Source organism: Streptomyces sp. NPDC003456 (assembly GCF_042878735.1).
Taxonomy (GTDB): Bacteria; Actinomycetota; Actinomycetes; order Streptomycetales; family Streptomycetaceae; genus Streptomyces.
Genome location: NZ_JBIAOK010000006.1, coordinates 626690 through 645405 on the forward strand (window position 1 = coordinate 626690; position 18716 = coordinate 645405).

Below are 18716 nucleotides of genomic sequence, written 5' to 3' on the forward strand. Positions count from 1 at the left end.
TCGCAGGCACCGGGATGGCCGTCAGCGTACTAGGCGCGCCGGGAACCGGGGGCGGCAGCGGCGCAGAGCCCCTCCGGACCGCGGTGTGCGGGGTCTCCCGACCGTCCGCCGTGGGCGCACACCCGCGTGCGTCCGCCGTGGGCGCACGGCCCCGTCCGCCCGCCCTGCGCACCGCCGCCGGCCCGGCGGGGGCGCCCGCGCCCGGCACCGCCGCCCCGCGCCGCCGCGGCGGCCGCGCCCTCCCGCCCGGCGGCTCCGCGGCCGCAGGGCACCCCGTAATCGTCGCTTTTCGAACAGAGACAGGTGTTTCCCCGTCGTGACTGCGATCGACAACAGATTCGTCGCCGCCGAGCGCGCCCTGCGCACGGCGGCGCCCCATCGGCTGCTGGACGAGGTCCGTCGTGTACTGACCGATCAGTACGCGGCGGACTCCGTCGAGCTGTTCCTGGCCGACTACGGCATGTCGGTGCTCCAGCCCGTGTCCGTACTGCCGCACACCCTGGAGCCGGTGCCCGTGCACAACAGCCCGGCGGGCCGTGCCTTCGGCGCCCAGGAGCCGTACCTGGAGAGCCTCGCGGGCGGGGTCGTCCGGGCGCACCTGCCGGTCAGCGTGCGCGGCGACCGGCTCGGGGTGCTGACGGTGACCCTGCCGGACGCCGCGCACGCCGAGGACTGCGTGGGCGAACTGGCCGAGATCGCCGAGGTGCTGGGGCACGAGGTGGTCGTGGCCGAGCGGGACACCGACCTCTACCTCCAGGCGCGACGCCGGGACCGGCTGACGCTGGCCGCCGAGATGCAGTGGCAGCTGCTGCCCGCCCGCTCCTGCGCCCGCCCCGAGTACGACCTGGGCGCGCAGCTGGAACCGGCGTACGCCATCTTCGGCGACAACTTCGACTGGTCCGCCTCGGCCGACCGGCTCAGCCTCTACGTGACCAACGGCATGGGGGAGGGCATCGAGGCCTCCCTGCTGACCAACCTGGCGATCAGCGCCCTGCGCAACGCGCGCCGGGCCGGGCTGGCCATCGACGACCAGGCGGCGCTCGCGGACCAGGCCGTGTACGCGCACTACCGGGGCCGCTGCTACCTGTCCGTGCTGATGCTCGACATCGAGCTGGCCACGGGGCGGGCCCGGGCGGTGGACGCGGGCTCCCCGCAGTTGCTGCGGCTGCGCCGGGGCACGGTGGAACGGGTCGTCTTCGACGCCCAGCTGCCGCTCGGCATGTTCGAGGAGACGGACTACGTCGTGCAGGAGTTCGGCGTGGAGCCCGGCGACCGGCTGGTCTTCGTCAGCGACGGCGTCTACGACGTCGCGTCCCCCGGCGGCGAGCCCTACGGCGACGCCGCCCTGGCCCGGGCGATCCAGTCGACCCGGCTGCTGCCGGCCGCCGACGTGCCCCGGGCCATCCTGCGGGAGCTGACCGGCCACCGCGGCCGGCCCGTCCCGGACGACGACGCACTCGTGGTGTGTCTGGACTGGCGTGGCCGGTAAAGGATGGGGGAAGGCGCCGGTCAGGGCGTCGATGGACGACTGCTGGGTGGTGCCGACCGTCGGCACCGATGGGTGTCATACGGCAAGTGGCGGCTGAGGGCGCCGTGACGGACCCCGGTCCAGCCCGTGCAAGGGAGCGATGCAAGTGTCGGTGTCGGAAGCGAACGGACAGGGGCCGGCCGCGCACCAGGTGAGCGCCTTCCTCGAGCGGCGTCGGGAGCAGATCGCCCAACGGTGGGCGGACGCCGCGCTGTTCCGCACCGTGTTCACGGTCTCCCGCGACGAGGCGGTGGAGGCCGGCCGGGCCGTGCTCGCCGCCCTCGCGGCCGTCGCGGCCTCCGAGCGGCTGGACGACGTCAGGGCGCCCGGATTCGATGCCGTGCGGGACCAGTTGGGCCGCATGGCCGCCTCCCGCGCCCGGACGGGCGTCGACCCGGACGGCGTCGCGGACGAGGTGGCCGCCCTGCGTCCTCCCGCGGTCGAGCTGCTGCGCGCCGAGTTCGGCGATCCCGACTCCCCGGACGCGCACGCGTGCGTGGTGGCGCTCACGATCCTCATGGGCACGCTGCGGTTGGTCGTGATGGAGACCACGCTCAGCGCGGGCGAGGCGCTGATCGCCCGGCAGCGCGAGCAGCTGCACGAGGTGGCCACCCCGGTGATCAAGCTGTGGGACGGCACGGTCGCCGTCCCGCTGATCGGCACGCTCGACAGCGCCCGCAGCCAGGTCGTGATGGAGAGCCTGCTGAACGCCATCGTCGCCGAGCGCGCCCGGTACGCCATCCTCGACATCACCGGTGTGCCCACGGTCGACTCGCTGGTCGCCCAGCACCTGATGAAGACGGTCGCCGCGGCCCGGCTGATGGGCGCCGAGTGCGTCGTGTCGGGCATCCGGCCCGCGATCGCGCAGACCATCGTCCACCTGGGCATCGACCTCGGCACGGTGATCACCCGCGCCAGCCTGGCGGACGCGCTGGCCTACGCGCTCAGCCGGCAGGGCGTGGAGATCGCGCCCCTGCGGGCCGCCGACCCGGCGGACGCGGGCGCGCGGTGACGCCGCCCGTGGGGGACGGGTCCCCGCTGTCCGCGCCGCTGGACGGCCACGGCTTCACCGTGCCGGTGCTCCGGCTGGGCGATGTGCTGCTGGTCACGCTGCAGGGCGAGTTGCACGACGCCATGGCCGAGCGGTTGCAGCACGACGTCGCGGTCGGCATCGCCCGGTCCGGGGTGGGCGGGGTCGTCATCGACATCTCCGGTGTGGAGATCGTCGACTCGTTTCTGGGCCGGATCCTCGCCGAGATCGCCGCCGGGGCGAAACTGCTCGCGGCGCGTACGGTGCTGGCCGGGATGCGCCCGGCCGTGGCGATCACCCTCGTCGAACTCGGCCTGACGCTGCCGGGGTTGCGGACCGCCCTGGACGTCGAGCGCGCGATGGAGCTGCTCGCCGCCGATCCGCGCGACGGAGGGGGGAGTCCTTGATGCAGGCTTCCCGCCCCGCCGCCCCGGCCACCCTGCCGATCGGCTCGGACGCCGATCTGGCCTGGGTGCGGCAGCAGGTCCGGCTGGCGGCCGCCGAGCTGGGCTTCGGTCTGGTGCAGCAGACCAAACTCGTCACCGCGGCCAGCGAACTGGCCCGCAACACCCTGATCCACGGCGGGGGCGGCCATGTGGACATCACCCCGCTGGTCACCGGGCCGGTGCGGGGGCTGCGGCTGGCGTTCGTCGACAGCGGGCCCGGGATCCGCGACCTGGAGCAGGCGATGACCGACGGCTACACCAGCGGCGGCGGGCTCGGCCTCGGCATGAGCGGGGCCAAGCGGCTGGTGCACGAGTTCCGGGTGGACAGCCGGCCGGGTGAGGGGACCACCGTCACCGTCGCGGCCTGGGCCACCGCCGCACCCCCGCCCCGGCCGGAGTCCTGATGAGCAGGGTCTGGGACGTGCCCGTGGACGACTCGACCCGCGTGCGGGACGTCCGGGTCGCCGCCGAGGAGGCCAGTGCCTGGGCCGGGCTGCCGGCGCACCGCACCGCGTCCGCCGCGCTGGTGGCGACGGAGCTGGCGACCAACCTGCTGCGGCACGCCGAGGGCGGGCACGTGCTCATCAGCCTCGTCGACCGGACGGACGACCGAGGCCCGCGCTCCTGCGTGCAGCTCCTCTCGCTGGACCACGGGCCGGGCATCCCGGACGTGGCGGCGGCGATGCGCGACGGCTACTCCACGACCGTCGCGGCCTCCCTGGGCGCCGGGCTGGGCACGTGCCGCCGCACCGCCGACGACTTCGACCTGCACAGCGCCGTCGGCCGGGGCACGGTCGTGCTGGCGCGCATCGACCGCGAGGCCGCCGTGCGGCACCCGGAGACGCCCTCGCCGCCGGCCCGTGCCGGAGGGGTCAACGTCCCGCTGGGCCGGGCGGCCCACTCGGGAGACGCCTGGGCCGCGGTACGGTCCGGGGACCGGCTGACCCTGCTGCTCGCCGACGGGCTCGGCCACGGGGAGAAGGCCGCCGAGGCCTCCACCGCGGCGGTGACCGCACTGCGCGGCCTGGCGGAGCTGCCGCCGCCCGAGATCCTGCGGCGTCTGGGCCCGGTGCTGCGTCCCACCCGGGGAGCGGCCGTAGCGGTGGCCCGGGCCGACCTGTCCGCGGGGCGGCTGGACTTCGCCGGGATCGGCAACGTCGGCGCCCGGCTGCGCACCGGCGGGGAGTGGGAGCCGTTGCTGTCGTATCCCGGCATCGTGGGCGCCCAGGCCCCCGCCAACGTGCGGGTGCAGAGCGGGCCGTGGCACCCGGACAGCCTGCTGGTGCTGCACAGCGACGGTCTGCCCGGCCGCTGGAGTCCGCCCGAGGACGTGCTGCCGGCCTGCGACCCGGCGGTGGTGGCCGCGGTGGTGCTGCGCGACTCGGGCAGCGCCGCCCGCCCGGTGCGCGACGACACGTGCGTGGCGGTGCTGAACGGCGGCGGCTCGCCGCGGGCCTGACGAAGCGGGCCACGGCGGGAGGTACCCGGCCTTCGCTGCCGTCCCCCTGCCCTTCCCGCCGTTCCTCGCCGTTGTCCGGCGGTATTCAGTCGCCGTGCGGTTCGTCGGCCCGGGGCGGGGCGGGGTCACGGGTCGCCAGGAAGCCGCGCAACCCCTCCCTCAGCGCCTCGCGTTCGGCCGGTCGCATCGCGGCCAGGGCCACGGCGAGGGCGTGGGCGCGGCGGTCGGCGACGTCGGTCAGGACGGTGCGGCCGTGCGCGGTGAGCCGGAGCTGGACCTCGCGGCGGGTGTCCGGGTGCGGGGCCCGCTCCAGCAGGCCGGCCGCCGCGAGCCGGTCGCAGAGGCGGCTGGCGGTGGGCAGGCCGATGTCCAGCCGGTCCGCCAGGCTCGTGAGGTTCAGGCCGGGCGCCGTCTGCACCGCGCGCAACGCCCGCAGCTGGTGCGGGGACAGACGCAGGGACGCGTCCTGGGCGGCGACCGTCCACAGGGCCGCCAGGCCGTCCACCGCATCGGCGATCTGCGATGCGACGGCCTCCGGGTCATCGCCCGGTCCCCTCGCCCGGTGGTCACCGGGGCCGCCGAATCCGGTCACAAAACGGTCACTTTCCATAAGCTCCGGGTGCTGGGGAGATCGCCTCCTTGCAAAGGCTGTACCCGAAGAGCCGAACGGCAAGCAGTCCGTTCCCCCGGCCGCCCCGGTCGATGAGGGGTCTCAGCCTGCGCTGAGTTCCGCCAGCGCGGCCAGCGGCAGGGTGTGCCGGGTCTGGAGCACCTTGGCGCGCAGGTAACGGACGTTGTGGGCGGTGGTGAACACGCCCGTGGGGACGCGCTCGCGGACGCCGACGCCGAGGGAGCGCAACTGGTCGGCCTTGTCGGGGTTGTTGGAGAGCAGGTCTAGTTCGCCGATACCCAGCGCCCGGAGCATCTGGGCCGCCGCCGTGTAGTCGCGGGCGTCCTCGGGCAGGCCCAGCGCCGCGTTCGCCTCGTAGGTGTCCAGGCCCTCGTCCTGCAGGGCGTAGGCGTCCAGCTTGTTGTAGAGGCCGATGCCGCGGCCCTCCTGGCGGAGGTACAGGAGCACGCCGCCGCGTTCGGCGATGCGCTCGACCGCCTCGCGCAGCTGCGGACCGCAGTCGCAGCGGGCCGAGCCGAACACGTCCCCGGTCAGGCACTCGGAGTGCAGCCGTACCAGCGGGACGGTGCCCGGCTCGCCGAGGACGAGCGCCACGTGCTCCCGGCCGTCGGCCAGCCCGTGGAAGGTGACGGCCTCCGCGTCGACCGCGTAGCCGTCATGGAAGCGCAGCGGGACCCGGACGCGCGAGCGCGGGGTGGCGAGGGCTGCGGCGGTGTCGGGCATGCGGGGCCTCCGGATTCCGTTCCTGTTCGGCTGCACAGCCGTACTGCTTCAGATTTGAAGCAGATCACGCCGGGAACCCTACTCGTGCTTGAAACTTGAAGCAATCAGACTCGGTGAGGGTGTGACGTGCCTCACGAACAGGTCGAGGACGACCTCCGCCGCCACGGCACGTCGTCCGCCGCCGGCCGCGCCCCGTCCTCCTGCAGGCCGCGCGCGATCGCCGTCGAGATCTCCTCCAGGTGCCCGACCTGCTCCTCGCTCAGCCGGTCGAACAGGAAGCTGCGCACCGTCTCGACGTGTCCGGGCGCGGACCGCTCCAGCACGGCGAAGCCCTGGTCGGTCAGGGCCGCGACACTGCCCCGCTTGTCGTCCGCGCAGGCCTCACGCCGCAGCATGCCGTCCTTCTCCAGCCGCGTGACCGCGTACGTCAGCCGGCTGCGGGTGATCTTCAGCCGCTCGGCGAGATCGGTCATGCGCAGCCGGCGCTCCGGCGACTCGGACAGGACCGAGAGGATGGAGTAGTACAGGTGCGGCATGCCGGCGTCCTGCTGGAGCTGCCGGTCGATCGCGTCCTCCAGGAGCAGCGAGGCGGCGATGTAGGCGCGCCAGGCGCGCTGCTCCTCGGGGGTGAGCCAGCGAGTCGTCATGCCGCCAGTGTAGTTTTGTTTCAAACTTGAACCAAGCTCGCCGGGCCTGCCCGAGGGGTTCGCGGGCCTGCCGGGCGGCCTGTGGCGGGTCCCCCGGGCCAATGGGCCGCCGGGTCCGCCGGGTCACCATGTCCAATGGGTCCCCCGGGCTCGACGGGTCCGACGGGTCCACCGGGCTCGCCGGGTCCGCCGGAGCCGTCCGGTGGTCCCCCGCCCTCGGGTCCCGTCCCGTCCTGCCCCTCCCGACCAGCCGCGGAGCGTCGATGCCTCACCCGTACGTCCTGCTGTCCGCCGCCGTCTCCCTCGACGGCTTCCTGGACGACACCGGACCCGAACGCCTGCTCCTGTCGAGCCCGGCCGACTTCGACCGGGTCGACGAGGTGCGCGCGTCGGTCGACGCGATCCTGGTGGGCGCCGGCACGATCCGGGCCGACAACCCGCGCCTCCTGGTGAACTCCCCGGAGCGCCGCGCCGCCCGCACCGCCGCCGGCCGGCCCGCGTACCCCCTCAAGGTCACCGTCAGCGGCACCGGTGACCTGGACCCGGACGCCAACTTCTGGCACACCGGCGGCGAGAAGGTCCTCTACACCACCGACGAGGGCGCCGAGCGCGCCCGGGCCCTCGGCCTGGCCACCGACGTCATCCCCCTGGGCACCGCGCTCGACTGGCGCCGGCTCCTCACCCACCTGCACGACGTACGCGGCGTGCGGCGGCTCATGGTCGAGGGCGGCGGCCTGATCCACACCCAGCTGCTCACCCAAGGGCTCGCCGACGAGCTCCAGCTGGTCCTCGCCCCGCTCTTCGTCGGCCACCCCGCCGCGCCCCGCCTGTTCGGCCCGGGCGGTTACCCCTCCGGCCGCCTGCGGCTGCTGGAGACCCGCCGGATCGAGGACGTCGTCCTCATGCGCTACGAGCCGACCGCCCCCGGCACCGGACCGCTCCCGGTCGCCGCCGACCACCACTGGCTGGCCGCCGCCTGCGAACTGGCACAGCGGTGCCCGCCCTCGGACACGGCGTTCAGCGTCGGGGCCGTCGTGGTCGCGGCGGACGGCACCGAGCTGGCCCGCGGCCACTCCCGCGAGGGCGGCGACCCGGTCCTGCACGCCGAGGAGGCGGCCCTGGCCAAGCTCGACCCGGCCGACCCGAGGCTCGCCGGTGCGACCGTCTACAGCAGCCTCGAACCCTGCGCCCGCCGCGCCTCGCGGCCGGCGCCCTGCGCCCGGCTGATCCTGGACGCGGGTGTGCGGCGGGTCGTCACGGCCTGGCGCGAGCCGGACACCTTCGTCGCCGGGGCCGACGGCAGCGGCGTCCTGGCCGCCGGGGGAGCGCGGGTCGTCGTCCTGCCCGAGTACGAGGAGCGGGCCAAGGCCCCGAACCGGCACCTGCTGAGCTGACAGCGGTCCCCGCCGCCCCGCCGTCCCGGCCGCCGCCGGGACCGTACCGGCGCGGGGCGGCGACGGCCTCGGGCCGGGGTGTGCGCGGAGGGTCCCGCGGATGGCGTACACTGGTGAACACAACGACGCGGGGTGGAGCAGCTCGGTAGCTCGCTGGGCTCATAACCCAGAGGTCGCAGGTTCAAATCCTGTCCCCGCTACTGAAGGCCGAGGGCCGGAATCCGACAAGGGTTCCGGCCCTCGGTGTATTTCCCCCTCCGGCCCCTGACCGGCCATCACGCACCGTGAGTGAACCGCCCCGCTGCGCATAACAACTGACACACCGTCAAGTCCCCTGTGTCGCCGGAGGGGCGGTCAACTCGCCCGATTCACCCCGGTCATGGCAGGTTGGTCCGCGCGAAAAAGGTTAATGATCAAGCTGAAGCGCTGGAATACGCACCGCGCCATCCATTAACGTTCGATAACGCAGCGCGGTCGTCCCAGCCGTCACAGAAGGCGGCTCCGTGCGCACGCGCCGAATCCCGCAAGGGAACCGGGGAACCACCACTTGGGGTGAATCGGGCGGATGCCGCCGTGGCAGCACGGCTGGTATACGCGCGTAGGAGACCTTCCTGCTCCGAACCCGTCAGCTAACCCGGTAGGCGAGAAGGAAGGAAAGGAGCACGCCCACGTGGCGTCCAACCGGCCTGCCCCCACGGCCCCGTTCGCGGCGGACCAGCGCGACCCCGAGACCTTCGGCTTCGGCCGTCAGCGCACCGACGAGGGCCCGTTCCAGGAGTGGAACCCCACCGCGGAGTCCGTTCGCCCCGTCCGTGGCCGGCACCGCGTCTCCAAGCAGCGCGGCGGAGGGCTCGCCCGCAGCTCCACCGTCCTCGGCGTCGGTGTCATAGCCGCCGTCGGCGCGGGTGGCATGGCCAGCGCCCAGACCGGCAAGCCGCCGGTGTCGATCTCCGTCCCGGACCTTCCCTCGGTGGGTTCCCTCCTTTCGGACGACGACACCCCCGAAGGTTCCGCCACTCCGCTCAGCAGCCTGGGCACCACGACCGTGGCCGAGACCGAGCAGGGCGCCGACGGCGCCGGTGAGGCTCTGCGCGCCCGGATCATGGCCCAGGTCGAGCACCAGCAGGACCAGATCGACACCAAGGCCGCCGAGGACGCCGCGGCCGCCGCCGAGAAGGCGGCCAAGGAGGCCGTCGCCAAGGCGGAGAAGGAAGCCGAGGCCAAGGCCGCCGAGGCGAAGAGGAAGGCGGAGGAGGAGGCCGAGAAGAAGGCCGAGGCCGAGCGCCTCGCCGCCCTCGCCAAGCAGTACACGCTGCCGACCTCCTCGTACACGATCACCTCCTCCTTCGGTCAGGCCGGCGCGTACTGGTCCTCCGGCTACCACACCGGCCTCGACTTCGCCGCCCCCACGGGCACGCCGATCAAGGCGGTCCACAGCGGCACCATCACCGAGGCGGGCTGGAACGGCTCGTACGGCTACAAGACCGTCCTCACCCTCGATGACGGCACCGAGATCTGGTACGCGCACCAGTCGTCCATCGGCGTGAGCGTCGGCCAGAAGGTCAGCACCGGCGACGTCATCGGCCGTGTCGGCGCCACCGGCAACGTCACCGGCGCCCACCTCCACCTCGAAGTCCACTCCGCCGGCTCCGCGAGCGGCATCGACCCCATGGCGTGGCTGCGGGGCAAGGGACTGAACCCGTAGACGCACCGCGCCCGCGAAGCACCGGCAGCCCTGACGACGACCCCCCGACGCCAGGGCTGCCGGTTCTTCCGGCGCCGGTTTGCCCGACCTTTGCGCCGCGGCCGGAATGGGCTGTTCCGCACGGTCGTTGACGCAGGGCATGACTGCCACGACGTCTCTGCGCAAGCTCGGCTCCTCCGACCTCGAGGTCTTCCCGCTCGCCCTCGGCGGCAACGTCTTCGGCTGGACCGCCGACGAGGACCAGTCCTTCGCCGTCCTCGACGCCTACACGGCGGCCGGCGGCAACTTCGTCGACACCGCCGACGTCTACTCGGCGTGGGCCGAGGGCAACCGGGGCGGCGAGTCCGAGAGCATCCTCGGCGCCTGGCTCCAGGCACGCGGCAACCGCTCCGAGGTGGTCGTCGCCACCAAGGCCGGCCAGCACCCCGACTTCCAGGGGCTGTCCGCCGCCACCATCAAGGCCGCGGCCGACGCCTCCCTGCGGCGGCTGCGCACCGACCACATCGACCTCTACTACACCCACTACGACCGGCCCGAGGTGCCCGTCGAGGAGATCATCGGCGCCCTCGACGACCTCGTGAAGGCCGGCAAGGTGCGGTACATCGCCGCCTCCAACATCTCCGCGGAGCGGCTGCGGGAGTCCCTGGAGTTCTCCGACCGCGAGGGCCTGGCCCGGTACGTGGCCCTCCAGCCCCACTACAACCTGGTCTCCCGCGACACCTACGAGGGCGAGCTGCAGGACCTCGCCCAGCGCAGCGGCCTGGCGGCCGTGCCGTACTACGCGCTCGCGTCCGGCTTCCTCACCGGCAAGTACCGGCCCGGCACGACCGTCGAGAGCGCGCGGGCCGGGGGCGCGGCCAGGCATCTGGAGACCGAGCAGGGACGCCGGGTGCTCGACGCGCTCGACGGGATCGCCGCGGCGCACGGGGTGCCGGTGGCGACGGTGGCCCTGGCCTGGCTGGCCTCCCGCCCGACCGTGGTCGCCCCGATCGCCTCCGCTCGGACGGTGGAGCAGCTGCCGGCGCTGGTCGGAGTGGGTGGGCTGACCCTGACGGACGAGGAGACCGCCCGGCTCGACGAGGCGTCGGCCTGACGGGAGCGGGGGGAGCGGCGGCTCAGGAGCGGTAGGGGTTGTACGCCGGGTACGGAGCCGGCCCGGGCACCTGCCCGTACGCACCGTGCACCCCGTGCGCCGGCCAGGGCGGGAACATCACCGGGGGCGGCGGGGACGTGACCCGGGCCGCGTGGACCAGGGCCGGGCGGGCCGCCTCCCGGCGCCGCCACAGCTCGCCGAGCAGCTCCCGCTCGCGCACCGTGAAGCCGGCGCCGGCCCGGCCGCGGCGTGCCCGGTGCCGCAGGAACGCGAGGGACGTCGCGTACGCCTCGTACCGGGCCACCTCCCGCGCCGCGTCCCGGCCCGCGTGGCGCCGGGCCCGGGCGCGGGCGATCCGCCGGGCCCGCATGGAGCCCAGCGCGTAGGGCTCCGCCGGGTCCAGCCAGCCGGCCACCGCGTAGGCGGGCAGCTCCTCCCGCACGGTCCGCAGCTCCCGCTGCCGGGTCCATATCACCAGCCACGTCAGCAGGCCGAAGATCGGCACCATGAACGCCGCGTACACGGCGAAGAAGCCGTACTCGCCCAGCGACGAGGAGCCGTTCCACAGCGCGTGCATGCCCATCGCCAGCAGCAGCCCGGCGAGCGGGAACACCACCCGGCGGACCCGGCCCGCGTCCCCGCGCAGGGCGGCGACACCGAAGCCGATGCCCGTGAGGACGGTGAACAGCGGGTGGGCGAACGGCGACATGACGATGCGCACGAAGAACGTCGCCGCCGTCACGGACGCGATGCCCGTGCCGCCGGTCAAGCGGTCCGTGCCGAAGGCGGTGCCCAGGTAGAGGATGTTCTCGGTGAACGCGAAGCCGGTCGCCGTGACGCCGGCGATGACGACGCCGTCGATGATCCCGGTGAAGTCGCGCCGCCGGAACAGGAAGACCAGCAGGACGGCGGCCGCCTTGGCGGACTCCTCGACCACCGGCGCTATCACCGTCGCGCCGAGCGTGTCCGCGCGGGACGGGTCCGCGGTCGCCGTCGCTATCCATCTGGTCGCGAAGCTGTTGGCGACGATCGCGATCAGCGCCGCCGCGCACGCGCCCCAGGCGAAGCAGAACAGCAGGTTGCGCCAGGGGCCGGGTTCCACCCGGTCCAGCCAGCGGAACGACGCGAGCAGCAGGGGGACCGGGAGGACGGCCAGGCCCAGTCCGACCAGGAACCCCTCCGTGCCGGTCTCCTCGCGCACCAGGGCGAGGATGACCAGGCCGGATATCGCGAGCAGCGTGCTCGGCGCGCCGTAGCGCACCCAGGGGCGCTGCCACCAGTGCGCGTGCCGCAGGGAACCGCCGACGGGGGCGCCGCCGGCGGGACCACGGGGATACGGATGCGGGGAACTGGTGGCCACGGCTTTGACCCTAACGACGGAGGGGCGCTGTCCGCAGGCGGGAACGTACGGGTGCGGTCAGGTGCCTGCGAGGGGCTGGGGCTGGTCCGCGTGTGGTACGCGCCGGAACAGGAGGTCGTTCACGACATGTCCCTTGTCCAGTCCCTGGCCCTCGAAACGGGTCAGCGGCCGGAAGTCGGGGCGCGGGGCGAATCCGCCGTCCGCCTGCGTGTTCGCGAAGTCGGGGTGGGCCGTGAGGACCTCGAGCATCTGCTCGGCGTACGGCTCCCAGTCGGTGGCGCAGTGCAGCAGCGCGCCGGGCCGCAGCCGGGTGGCGGCCAGGGACAGGAAGTCGGGCTGGATGAGGCGGCGCTTGTGGTGCCGCTTCTTGGGCCACGGGTCGGGGAAGTAGACGCGCAGGCCGTCCAGGGAGTCCGGGGCGAGCATCTCGCGCAGCAGGATGATCGCGTCGCCGTTGCCGACCCGGAGGTTGGACAGGCCGTGCTGGTCGGCGAGGTTGAGCAGGTTGCCCTGGCCGGGAGTGTGGACGTCGACGGCGAGGATGTTGGTGCCGGGGTTCGCGGCGGCCATCTGGGCGGTGGCCTCGCCCATGCCGAAGCCGATCTCCAGGACGACGGGACGGTCGTCGCCGAAGAGCTCGCGCAGGTCGAGGGCGCGGCCGTCGATGTCGAGGCCCCACGTGGGCCACAGCCGCTGCAGGGCGTCGGCCTGGCCGGCCGTCACCCGGCTGCGCCGGGGCTGGAAGCTCCGGATCCGCCGCTCGAAGTGCGACCCGGCGGGGTCCGGCTTCGGCCCGTCGGGGAAACGCGGCTCGCCCTTGGCCCGGGTGTGCCGGAGGGGGCCACCGGGTGTCTCGGCGGCCCCGGTGGTGCCGGGCTGCGGGCTTTCGGGGGTGTTCACGGAGTCAGACACAGTGGGACAGATTTTACGGGGTGGGTGCGGAGGGATCCGCCCCGCCGGGCGGGGCACCGGCCCGGCGCGGGGCCGGGCGTGTCCCCCTCAGAGTGCCCGCAGGGCGCGGCGGCCCACTTCCCTGCCGATGGGCAGGGACGCCGTCGCCGCCGGCGACGGGGCGTTCAGCACGTGGACCGTGCGCGGGCCCTCGCGGATCAGGAAGTCGTCGACCAGCGTGCCGTCCCGCAGGACGGCCTGTGCGCGGACGCCCGCCGCCGCCGGGACCAGGTCGTCCTCGGACACGGCGGGCAGCATCCTGCGCACCGCCCGGGTGAACGCGCTCCTGGACAGGGACCGCCGCAGCTCTCCCGCCCCGTATCGCCAGTGTCTGCGGGCGATGTGCCAGGAGCCGGGCCAGGCCAGGGTCGAGGCCAGCTCCCGCGGGCTCAGGGTGGTCCGGCGGTACCCCTCGCGGGCCAGGGCCGGGACGGCGTTGGGGCCGAGGTGGACCTCGCCGTCGATGCCGCGGGTGAGGTGCACGCCGAGGAAGGGGAACGCCGGGTCGGGGACGGGGTAGACCAGGCCGCGCACCAGCTCCGGCCGGGCCAGCTCGTAGTACTCGCCCCGGAACGGCACGATCCGCACCTCGGGGTCGTCCCCGCTCAGGCGCGCGATCTCGTCGCAGTGCAGTCCCGCGCAGTTCACCATCACGCGCCCGCGGACGATCTCGCCCGCCGCGGTGAGCACGGCGACCCCCCGCTCGGGGCGCCGGTCGACGCGGACGACCCGGGTGCCGTAGCGGATCTCCGCGCCGGAGGCGTGGGCCAGCCGGCGGGCGACCTCGACGTAGTCGCAGACGCCGGTGGTGCCGACGTGTATCGCGGCCAGGCCCCGGACCTCCGGCTCGTACGCGGCGATCTGGGAGGCGCCCAGCTCGCGCACCGGGATGCCGTTCTCCCGGCCGCGCTGCACGAGCGCGTGCAGGCGCGGCAGCTCCGCGCGGTCCGTCGCGACGATCAGCTTTCCGGTGACCGCGTGCGGGACGCCGTACTCGGCGCAGAACTTGACCATCTCGGCCGCCCCGCGCACCGCGTAGCGCGCCTTGAGCGAACCGGGGCGGTAGTAGATGCCGCTGTGGATCACGCCGCTGTTGCGGCCCGTCTGGTGGCGGGCCGGGCCCGGCTCCTTCTCCAGGACGGTGACACGTGTGCCGGGCGCGGCGCGCGTGATCGCGTACGCCGTGGACAGGCCGACGATCCCCCCGCCGATCACCAGCACGTCACCGTCGTACGCCGTCCCCACGCGCACCACCTCCCGCCTCGATAGTGCACTGCGCCACTGACAGCGGCTTCAAACGCGGGGACGGCGGACGCTCACGCGGGGGCCACCAGCAAGGGCCGGGCCCGCTCGCGCAGCTCGACCACCCGCGGCTCGTCGCCGTAGGGCTCCAGCCGGTGCAGGAGGTCCTTGACGTACTCCGTGGTGCGCGCGGACGAGATGCGGCCGGCCACCTCGACCGCCCGCACGCCCTGCTCGCACGCGGCGTCCAGGTTCCCCGACTCCAGTTCGGCGACGGCGGAGACGACCAGGCGCAGGCCGTGCGAGCGGACGAACTCCTCCGTCGGCCGCGACAGCGCCTGCTCGGTGAAGCGGCGGACCTGGCGCGGCGCCTTGAGGTCGCGGTAGCACTCGGCGGCGTCGGCGCAGAACCGGTCGTAGGAGTAGAAGCCGAGCCAGCTCGGGTCGTTGTCGCCGGGGCGGGCGCGCTCCAGCCAGCTCTCGGCCGCCTTCAGGGCGCCGCCGGCGGCGTGGGCGTCGTTGGCGCGCGCGTGCGCGCGGGCCTCGACCAGGCGGAAGAAGCTCATGGTGCGGGCCGTGGCGAGGCCGCGGTTGCGCTCCAGGGCGGCCTGGGCGAGGTCCACGCCCTCGTCGCCGAAGCCGCGGTAGGTGGCCTGGAGGGACATGGAGGCCAGGACGTACCCGCCGAGGGGCACGTCGGCCGCCGCCCGGGCCAGGCGCAGCGCCTGGATGTAGTAGCGCTGGGCGGCCTCCTGCTGGCCGGTGTCGAAGGCCATCCAGCCGGCGAGGCGGGTGAGCTCCGCGGAGGCGCCGAACAGGGCCCGGCCGACCTCGTCGGAGTAGGAGCCGAGCAGCAGGGGGGCGGCCTCGACCCTCAGGCACTCGGGGACCATCGAGGAACGCCAGTCGCCGCCGCCGTACTTGGAGTCCCAGCGCCGCGCGTCCTCGGCGGCCTCCCGCAGCTTCTGCACGTCGCTGTGGCCGACTTTCAGCGGTGCGCCGGAGTCCTCGCCGGACCCCACGTCGCGCGCCACCGAGCTGTCGGCCGGGGTTATCAGCCAGCGCGAGGCGGGCGTGGCGTACGCGCTTACTGCGAACGATCCGGCCAGCGACTGCCAGATGCCGCCGGAGCCGGCACGGCGGCCGGCGAGGTCGAGGCGGTAGAGCTCGGTCGCGGACCGCACGGCCTGCCCGACGTCCCGGGGGAAGGCGAGTCCGACCTCGGGCGCGGGGTCGGCGTCCGCGAGCCCGATCTCGTGCAGCGGCACCGGGCGGCCGAGCTTCTGCCCGATGGCGGCGGCGATGAGGTGCGGCGCCGCACCCTGCGGCACCATCCCCTTCGACACCCAGCGCGCCACCGAGGTCTTGTCGTAGCGAAGTGTCAGTCCCCGCTGGGCGCCAAGATCGTTGACGCGCCGCGCGAGGCCGGCGTTGGAGATTCCCGCGAGGGCGAGAACGGCGCCGAGCTTTTCGTTCGGCCCGCGTTGCTCCCTGGACATGCGCCACCCCTCGACACAGACGGCTGCCGCGCTGGCATAACCGTGCGGCATTCGTAAACCCAGCGTAGTTCGCCGGATCCCAAGCGTTAAGGGGCATTGTTCCGGTTGGCGGGATTGTGGTCCGTACTGAAGTGCGGTTCAGATACGGGCAGTTGCAACGTGCTCCCGCTGTGTGGCCGTGCGCCCGCCCGTGCGCTCTTCTCCGGCCATCCCGGGAGCGGTTCCATGGTTCTCGCGTGGGTCGGCCCGCTGTACTGGATCCAGTGGGCTGGGGGACACCGCCGCCTTCATCCCCGCGGGCGGCGGAACGGTCCGGGAGGCGTGTTCCGTCTCCCGGACTGCGCGACCGGACGACGGCGTCCGCGGCCTGTACGGAGCGTGTTCGACTCCGTGCACGCGTCGGCTATTTGGCCGAAAATCGACCCCGTCTTCCGGGCTGCGCCAAGGGTCGCGACCACGGTACTTGAGGGCGCTTCGGGCGTGATTGGGGCGCATTACGGGGGCGCATTCAGGTCGCGGTCGTACCGGAGACATGTCCCCGTGCCGCCTTGCATGTTGGCCGGACTTCTCTTCCGGCACGCCTTCCGCCTTCGCGCCCTCTCCCCGGTTCCCGATACGTTCGACCCGTCCGACGCTCCCCGTGAGGGACACCGACGGCATCCGTATGCCCCTACCGGGACCGGGCGTTGGGGTCGCCCGGCCCGGGGGACCGGCTCCGCCGGGGCGCATTGGGCGGAGCGCGCGCGGCGCGGGCAGCCTCCGGAGCGCTTCCTTCATGGCAGCATGGTGAACCGGTTCGTACGGTGCACTGGTTGTCCACAGCCTGTGGAGGCGGCGATGCGGTGGTTGGTGGGATGGAGCAGCACCGCCGCGGGAGCCGTCGCTGCCGGCACGGCGGGGGCGACCGGGAGCGACGGCGAGACCCTGCACCCGGTGGGGTCCCAACTCCTGTGGGGCGACCCCGATCCGCTGTGGGCGGTCGGCGACTGGCGCCCCGACGAGGTCCGGGTCGTCAAGGCCGACGAACAGACCCGGATCGCCGTGCTCGGCATCTGCGGAGCCACCGACGAGCAGCTGCGCGTCGCCCTGTTCGCCGCGCGCGGCGGGGCCCTGCGCCATCTGACCGCGTGGCCGGGCAGCTACACCGCGATCGTCCAGGTCGGCAGGAGGATCACCGTCTGCGGTGATCTCGCGGGCGCCCGGCCGGTGTTCCACACGCCCTGGGCCGGCGGCACCGCGTACGCCACCGCCGCCCTGCCGCTGGCCGACCTCATCGAGGCCAACCTCGACTTCGGGCACCTCGCCGCGCTGCTGGCCGCCCCGGACGTGCCCGCCGCGCTGCACGACTCGACGCCGTACGACGGCGTGAAGCGCATTCCGCCAGGGCACGCCCTGATCCTGCGCGCCGGGGCCCGGGAGATCGCCGGGTACGAGCCGCGGGCCTCGCTGGCGGTGGCCGCCCCGCCGGCCGACCCCGACAGCGCCGTCGACGCCGTACGGGACGCCCTGGTGGAGGCCGTCCGCACGCGGCTGTCCGCACCCCGGCACGTCCCGGGCGCGGACATCGACCCCGGGCCCGTGCCCGGCATGGGCCCGGCCGAGCGGCGCGCCGCCCGCGGGATGCCCGTGCCGGGCATCGGGGCGGACCTCTCCGGCGGCCCGGCATCGGGCGCGCTGGCCCTGCTCGCCGCCGGCCTGCCCGGGATGCCCGGCACCGTCCTCGGGCACGGCACCGGCGCGGGGGAGCGGCTGCTCGCCGTGACCTTCAACGACCTGGCCGTCAAGGCGCCCGAGGCCGAACTGGAGCGGGCCGGGGCGCTGGCGGCGAACCCCCGGCTGCACCACGTGGTCGTCGCCGGCGGCGAGGAGACCCTCCCCTACGCCGACCTGGACGGCCCGCTGACCGACGAACCCGGCCCGTGCCTGGTGACGGCGGCGCGGCACCGCGCCCGGCTCGCGGCGGGCAGCGCGGACCACTTCACCGGCTACGGGGCGCGGCAGGTGCTGGACGCGCACCCCGCGCGCCTGGCCGACCTGCTGATGGACCGCAAACGGCGCCATCTCGTACGTCCGGTCGCGGCGCTGACCAAGGCGGACGGGTCGGTGTTCGTCCCCGCGCGCGTGTACGCGGCGGCACGGCGGCTGTCGCGCACGCCGTACCGCACGGGCCTGGAGTCCCTCGCCGAGCGCCTCCTCGACCCGCGGCAGGACGACGGCCCCGACGCGCCCGGCGGGGCGGTGGAGGCGTCCCTCGCCGCGCTGAGCTGGGGCAGACCCGGGCCGGCGGCGCGCTGGCTGACCGGTGAGGCGCTCGCCGAGGTGTCGGTCCGCCTCCAGGCGGCCACGCACCGGTCGGAGCTGGTGGGGCCGGGCCAGCGGCCGGGCGACTTCCGCGCGCGGGCGTCCCTGGCCCGCTACGCCGCGGACCTGCGGGTGCTGGAGCAGGCCGCGGAGATCCGCTTCCAGCGGCTGCACGCGCCCTTCCTCGACAACCAGGTCGTCCGCGCGGCCCGCGCGCTGCCGGAGGCGCTGCGGGTACGGCCCGGGGCGCGGGCGGCGATCCTGCGCACGGTGCTGGAGGGGGCCGGCGTACGGGAGTTGCCGCCCGGCTGGGGCGTGCCCACTCAGGGGACGGCGGCGGCCGCCGCGCGCACGGGTCTGCGGGTGGCGGCGGACTCCCTGATCTCCCTGTTCGAGACGCCGCTGCTGGCGGAGGCGGGGCTGGTGGAGGCCCGGGTGGTCCGCAAGGCGCTGCGCGGCGCGGCAGCCGGTGAACCCCTCCCCCTCGACGGCCTCGCCGACCTGGTCTCCCTTGAACTGTGGCTCCGCCGCCTGCTGTCCCGCCGCGGCACGTGCTGGACGGGCACCCCGGCCCGGGCCCGCGCCGTACCGGCGGGAATCGCCCCGCAGCGGGGGGCGCTGGGAGCGGGGGCCGGCGGGCGGCGGGTGTAGCAACCCGCGGGCAGCGCGAAGCCTCCGGGTTCCGTTCTCCGCCGGCTACCGCGCCA

General features: G+C 74.5%; 16 protein-coding genes, 1 tRNA gene and 1 riboswitch. Of the genes, 10 read left to right on the top strand and 7 right to left on the bottom strand.

Annotated elements, in window-relative coordinates; translation table 11 throughout:
- The first annotated feature begins 316 nt into the window (after positions 1–316).
- From ACFYWG_RS27230 to ACFYWG_RS27250, 5 genes are all read left to right on the top strand, one after another.
- Entirely contained in the window at positions 317–1489 is a 1173-nt protein-coding gene (locus ACFYWG_RS27230) for a PP2C family protein-serine/threonine phosphatase (RefSeq protein ID WP_383503710.1), read from the top strand.
- Between the two features lie 139 nt (positions 1490–1628).
- Positions 1629–2540 carry an STAS domain-containing protein gene (locus tag ACFYWG_RS27235; RefSeq protein WP_376334512.1) on the top strand — a complete coding sequence of 304 codons (912 nt, stop codon included), beginning with the start codon at positions 1629–1631 and terminating at the stop codon, positions 2538–2540.
- A gap of 8 nt (positions 2541–2548) precedes the next feature.
- Positions 2549–2965 carry an STAS domain-containing protein gene (locus tag ACFYWG_RS27240; protein ID WP_389203969.1) on the top strand — a complete coding sequence of 139 codons (417 nt, stop codon included), beginning with the start codon at positions 2549–2551 and terminating at the stop codon, positions 2963–2965.
- Positions 2965–3408, top strand: a complete 444-nt coding sequence (locus tag ACFYWG_RS27245) for an ATP-binding protein (protein ID WP_383503707.1) — start codon at positions 2965–2967, stop codon at positions 3406–3408. Before ACFYWG_RS27240 ends, ACFYWG_RS27245 begins: the two co-directional genes overlap by 1 nt.
- Complete coding sequence (locus tag ACFYWG_RS27250) at positions 3408–4463, top strand: SpoIIE family protein phosphatase (protein ID WP_389203971.1); 1056 nt, start codon at positions 3408–3410, stop codon at positions 4461–4463. The genes ACFYWG_RS27245 and ACFYWG_RS27250 overlap by 1 nt, the downstream gene beginning before the upstream one ends.
- An 85-nt stretch (positions 4464–4548) precedes the next feature.
- Here the strand turns inward: ACFYWG_RS27250 and ACFYWG_RS27255 are convergent, their stop codons facing one another.
- From ACFYWG_RS27255 to ACFYWG_RS27265, 3 genes are all read right to left on the bottom strand, one after another.
- A complete protein-coding gene (locus ACFYWG_RS27255; protein ID WP_389203972.1) occupies positions 4549–5055 on the bottom strand; it encodes a MarR family winged helix-turn-helix transcriptional regulator in 507 nt (168 codons plus the stop codon).
- A gap of 120 nt (positions 5056–5175) precedes the next feature.
- Positions 5176–5817 carry a GTP cyclohydrolase II gene (ribA, locus tag ACFYWG_RS27260; RefSeq protein WP_383503704.1) on the bottom strand — a complete coding sequence of 214 codons (642 nt, stop codon included), beginning with the start codon at positions 5815–5817 and terminating at the stop codon, positions 5176–5178.
- A 131-nt stretch (positions 5818–5948) separates the two neighbouring features.
- Positions 5949–6464, bottom strand: a complete 516-nt coding sequence (locus tag ACFYWG_RS27265) for a MarR family winged helix-turn-helix transcriptional regulator (RefSeq protein WP_389203973.1) — start codon at positions 6462–6464, stop codon at positions 5949–5951.
- Between the two features lie 263 nt (positions 6465–6727).
- On the opposite strand from ACFYWG_RS27265, the gene ACFYWG_RS27270 reads away from it, so the two are divergent.
- The 4 genes from ACFYWG_RS27270 (at position 6728) to ACFYWG_RS27285 (ending at position 10656) form a co-directional block, all read left to right on the top strand.
- Entirely contained in the window at positions 6728–7858 is a 1131-nt protein-coding gene (locus ACFYWG_RS27270) for a dihydrofolate reductase family protein (RefSeq protein ID WP_389203974.1), read from the top strand.
- Positions 7859–7984: 126 nt separating this feature from the next.
- A tRNA-Met gene (locus ACFYWG_RS27275) sits at positions 7985–8058 on the top strand.
- 302 nt (positions 8059–8360) lie between these two features.
- Positions 8361–8517, top strand: a riboswitch (cyclic di-AMP (ydaO/yuaA leader).
- Positions 8518–8528: 11 nt separating this feature from the next.
- Complete coding sequence (locus ACFYWG_RS27280) at positions 8529–9563, top strand: M23 family metallopeptidase (protein WP_383503701.1); 1035 nt, start codon at positions 8529–8531, stop codon at positions 9561–9563.
- A gap of 139 nt (positions 9564–9702) precedes the next feature.
- Complete coding sequence (locus ACFYWG_RS27285) at positions 9703–10656, top strand: aldo/keto reductase (protein WP_389203975.1); 954 nt, start codon at positions 9703–9705, stop codon at positions 10654–10656.
- 22 nt (positions 10657–10678) lie between these two features.
- Here ACFYWG_RS27285 and ACFYWG_RS27290 read toward each other — a convergent pair whose 3' ends face one another.
- The 4 genes from ACFYWG_RS27290 to ACFYWG_RS27305 all read right to left on the bottom strand — a co-directional run bounded on the left by ACFYWG_RS27290 (position 10679) and on the right by ACFYWG_RS27305 (position 15708).
- Positions 10679–12016, bottom strand: coding sequence for a PrsW family intramembrane metalloprotease (locus ACFYWG_RS27290; protein ID WP_385421890.1), 1338 nt, complete (start codon positions 12014–12016; stop codon positions 10679–10681).
- A gap of 57 nt (positions 12017–12073) precedes the next feature.
- The gene (trmB, locus tag ACFYWG_RS27295; RefSeq protein ID WP_389203976.1) at positions 12074–12928 is read right to left on the bottom strand and encodes a tRNA (guanosine(46)-N7)-methyltransferase TrmB; all 855 of its coding nucleotides are present in this window, start codon (positions 12926–12928) and stop codon (positions 12074–12076) included.
- 87 nt (positions 12929–13015) lie between these two features.
- The gene (gene lhgO, locus ACFYWG_RS27300; protein WP_389203977.1) at positions 13016–14221 is read right to left on the bottom strand and encodes an L-2-hydroxyglutarate oxidase; all 1206 of its coding nucleotides are present in this window, start codon (positions 14219–14221) and stop codon (positions 13016–13018) included.
- Between the two features lie 62 nt (positions 14222–14283).
- A complete protein-coding gene (locus ACFYWG_RS27305) occupies positions 14284–15708 on the bottom strand; it encodes an MFS transporter (RefSeq protein ID WP_376334538.1) in 1425 nt (474 codons plus the stop codon).
- Positions 15709–16545: 837 nt separating this feature from the next.
- On the opposite strand from ACFYWG_RS27305, the gene ACFYWG_RS27310 reads away from it, so the two are divergent.
- Complete coding sequence (locus ACFYWG_RS27310) at positions 16546–18660, top strand: asparagine synthase-related protein (protein ID WP_385421899.1); 2115 nt, start codon at positions 16546–16548, stop codon at positions 18658–18660.
- Positions 18661–18716 lie beyond the last annotated feature (56 nt).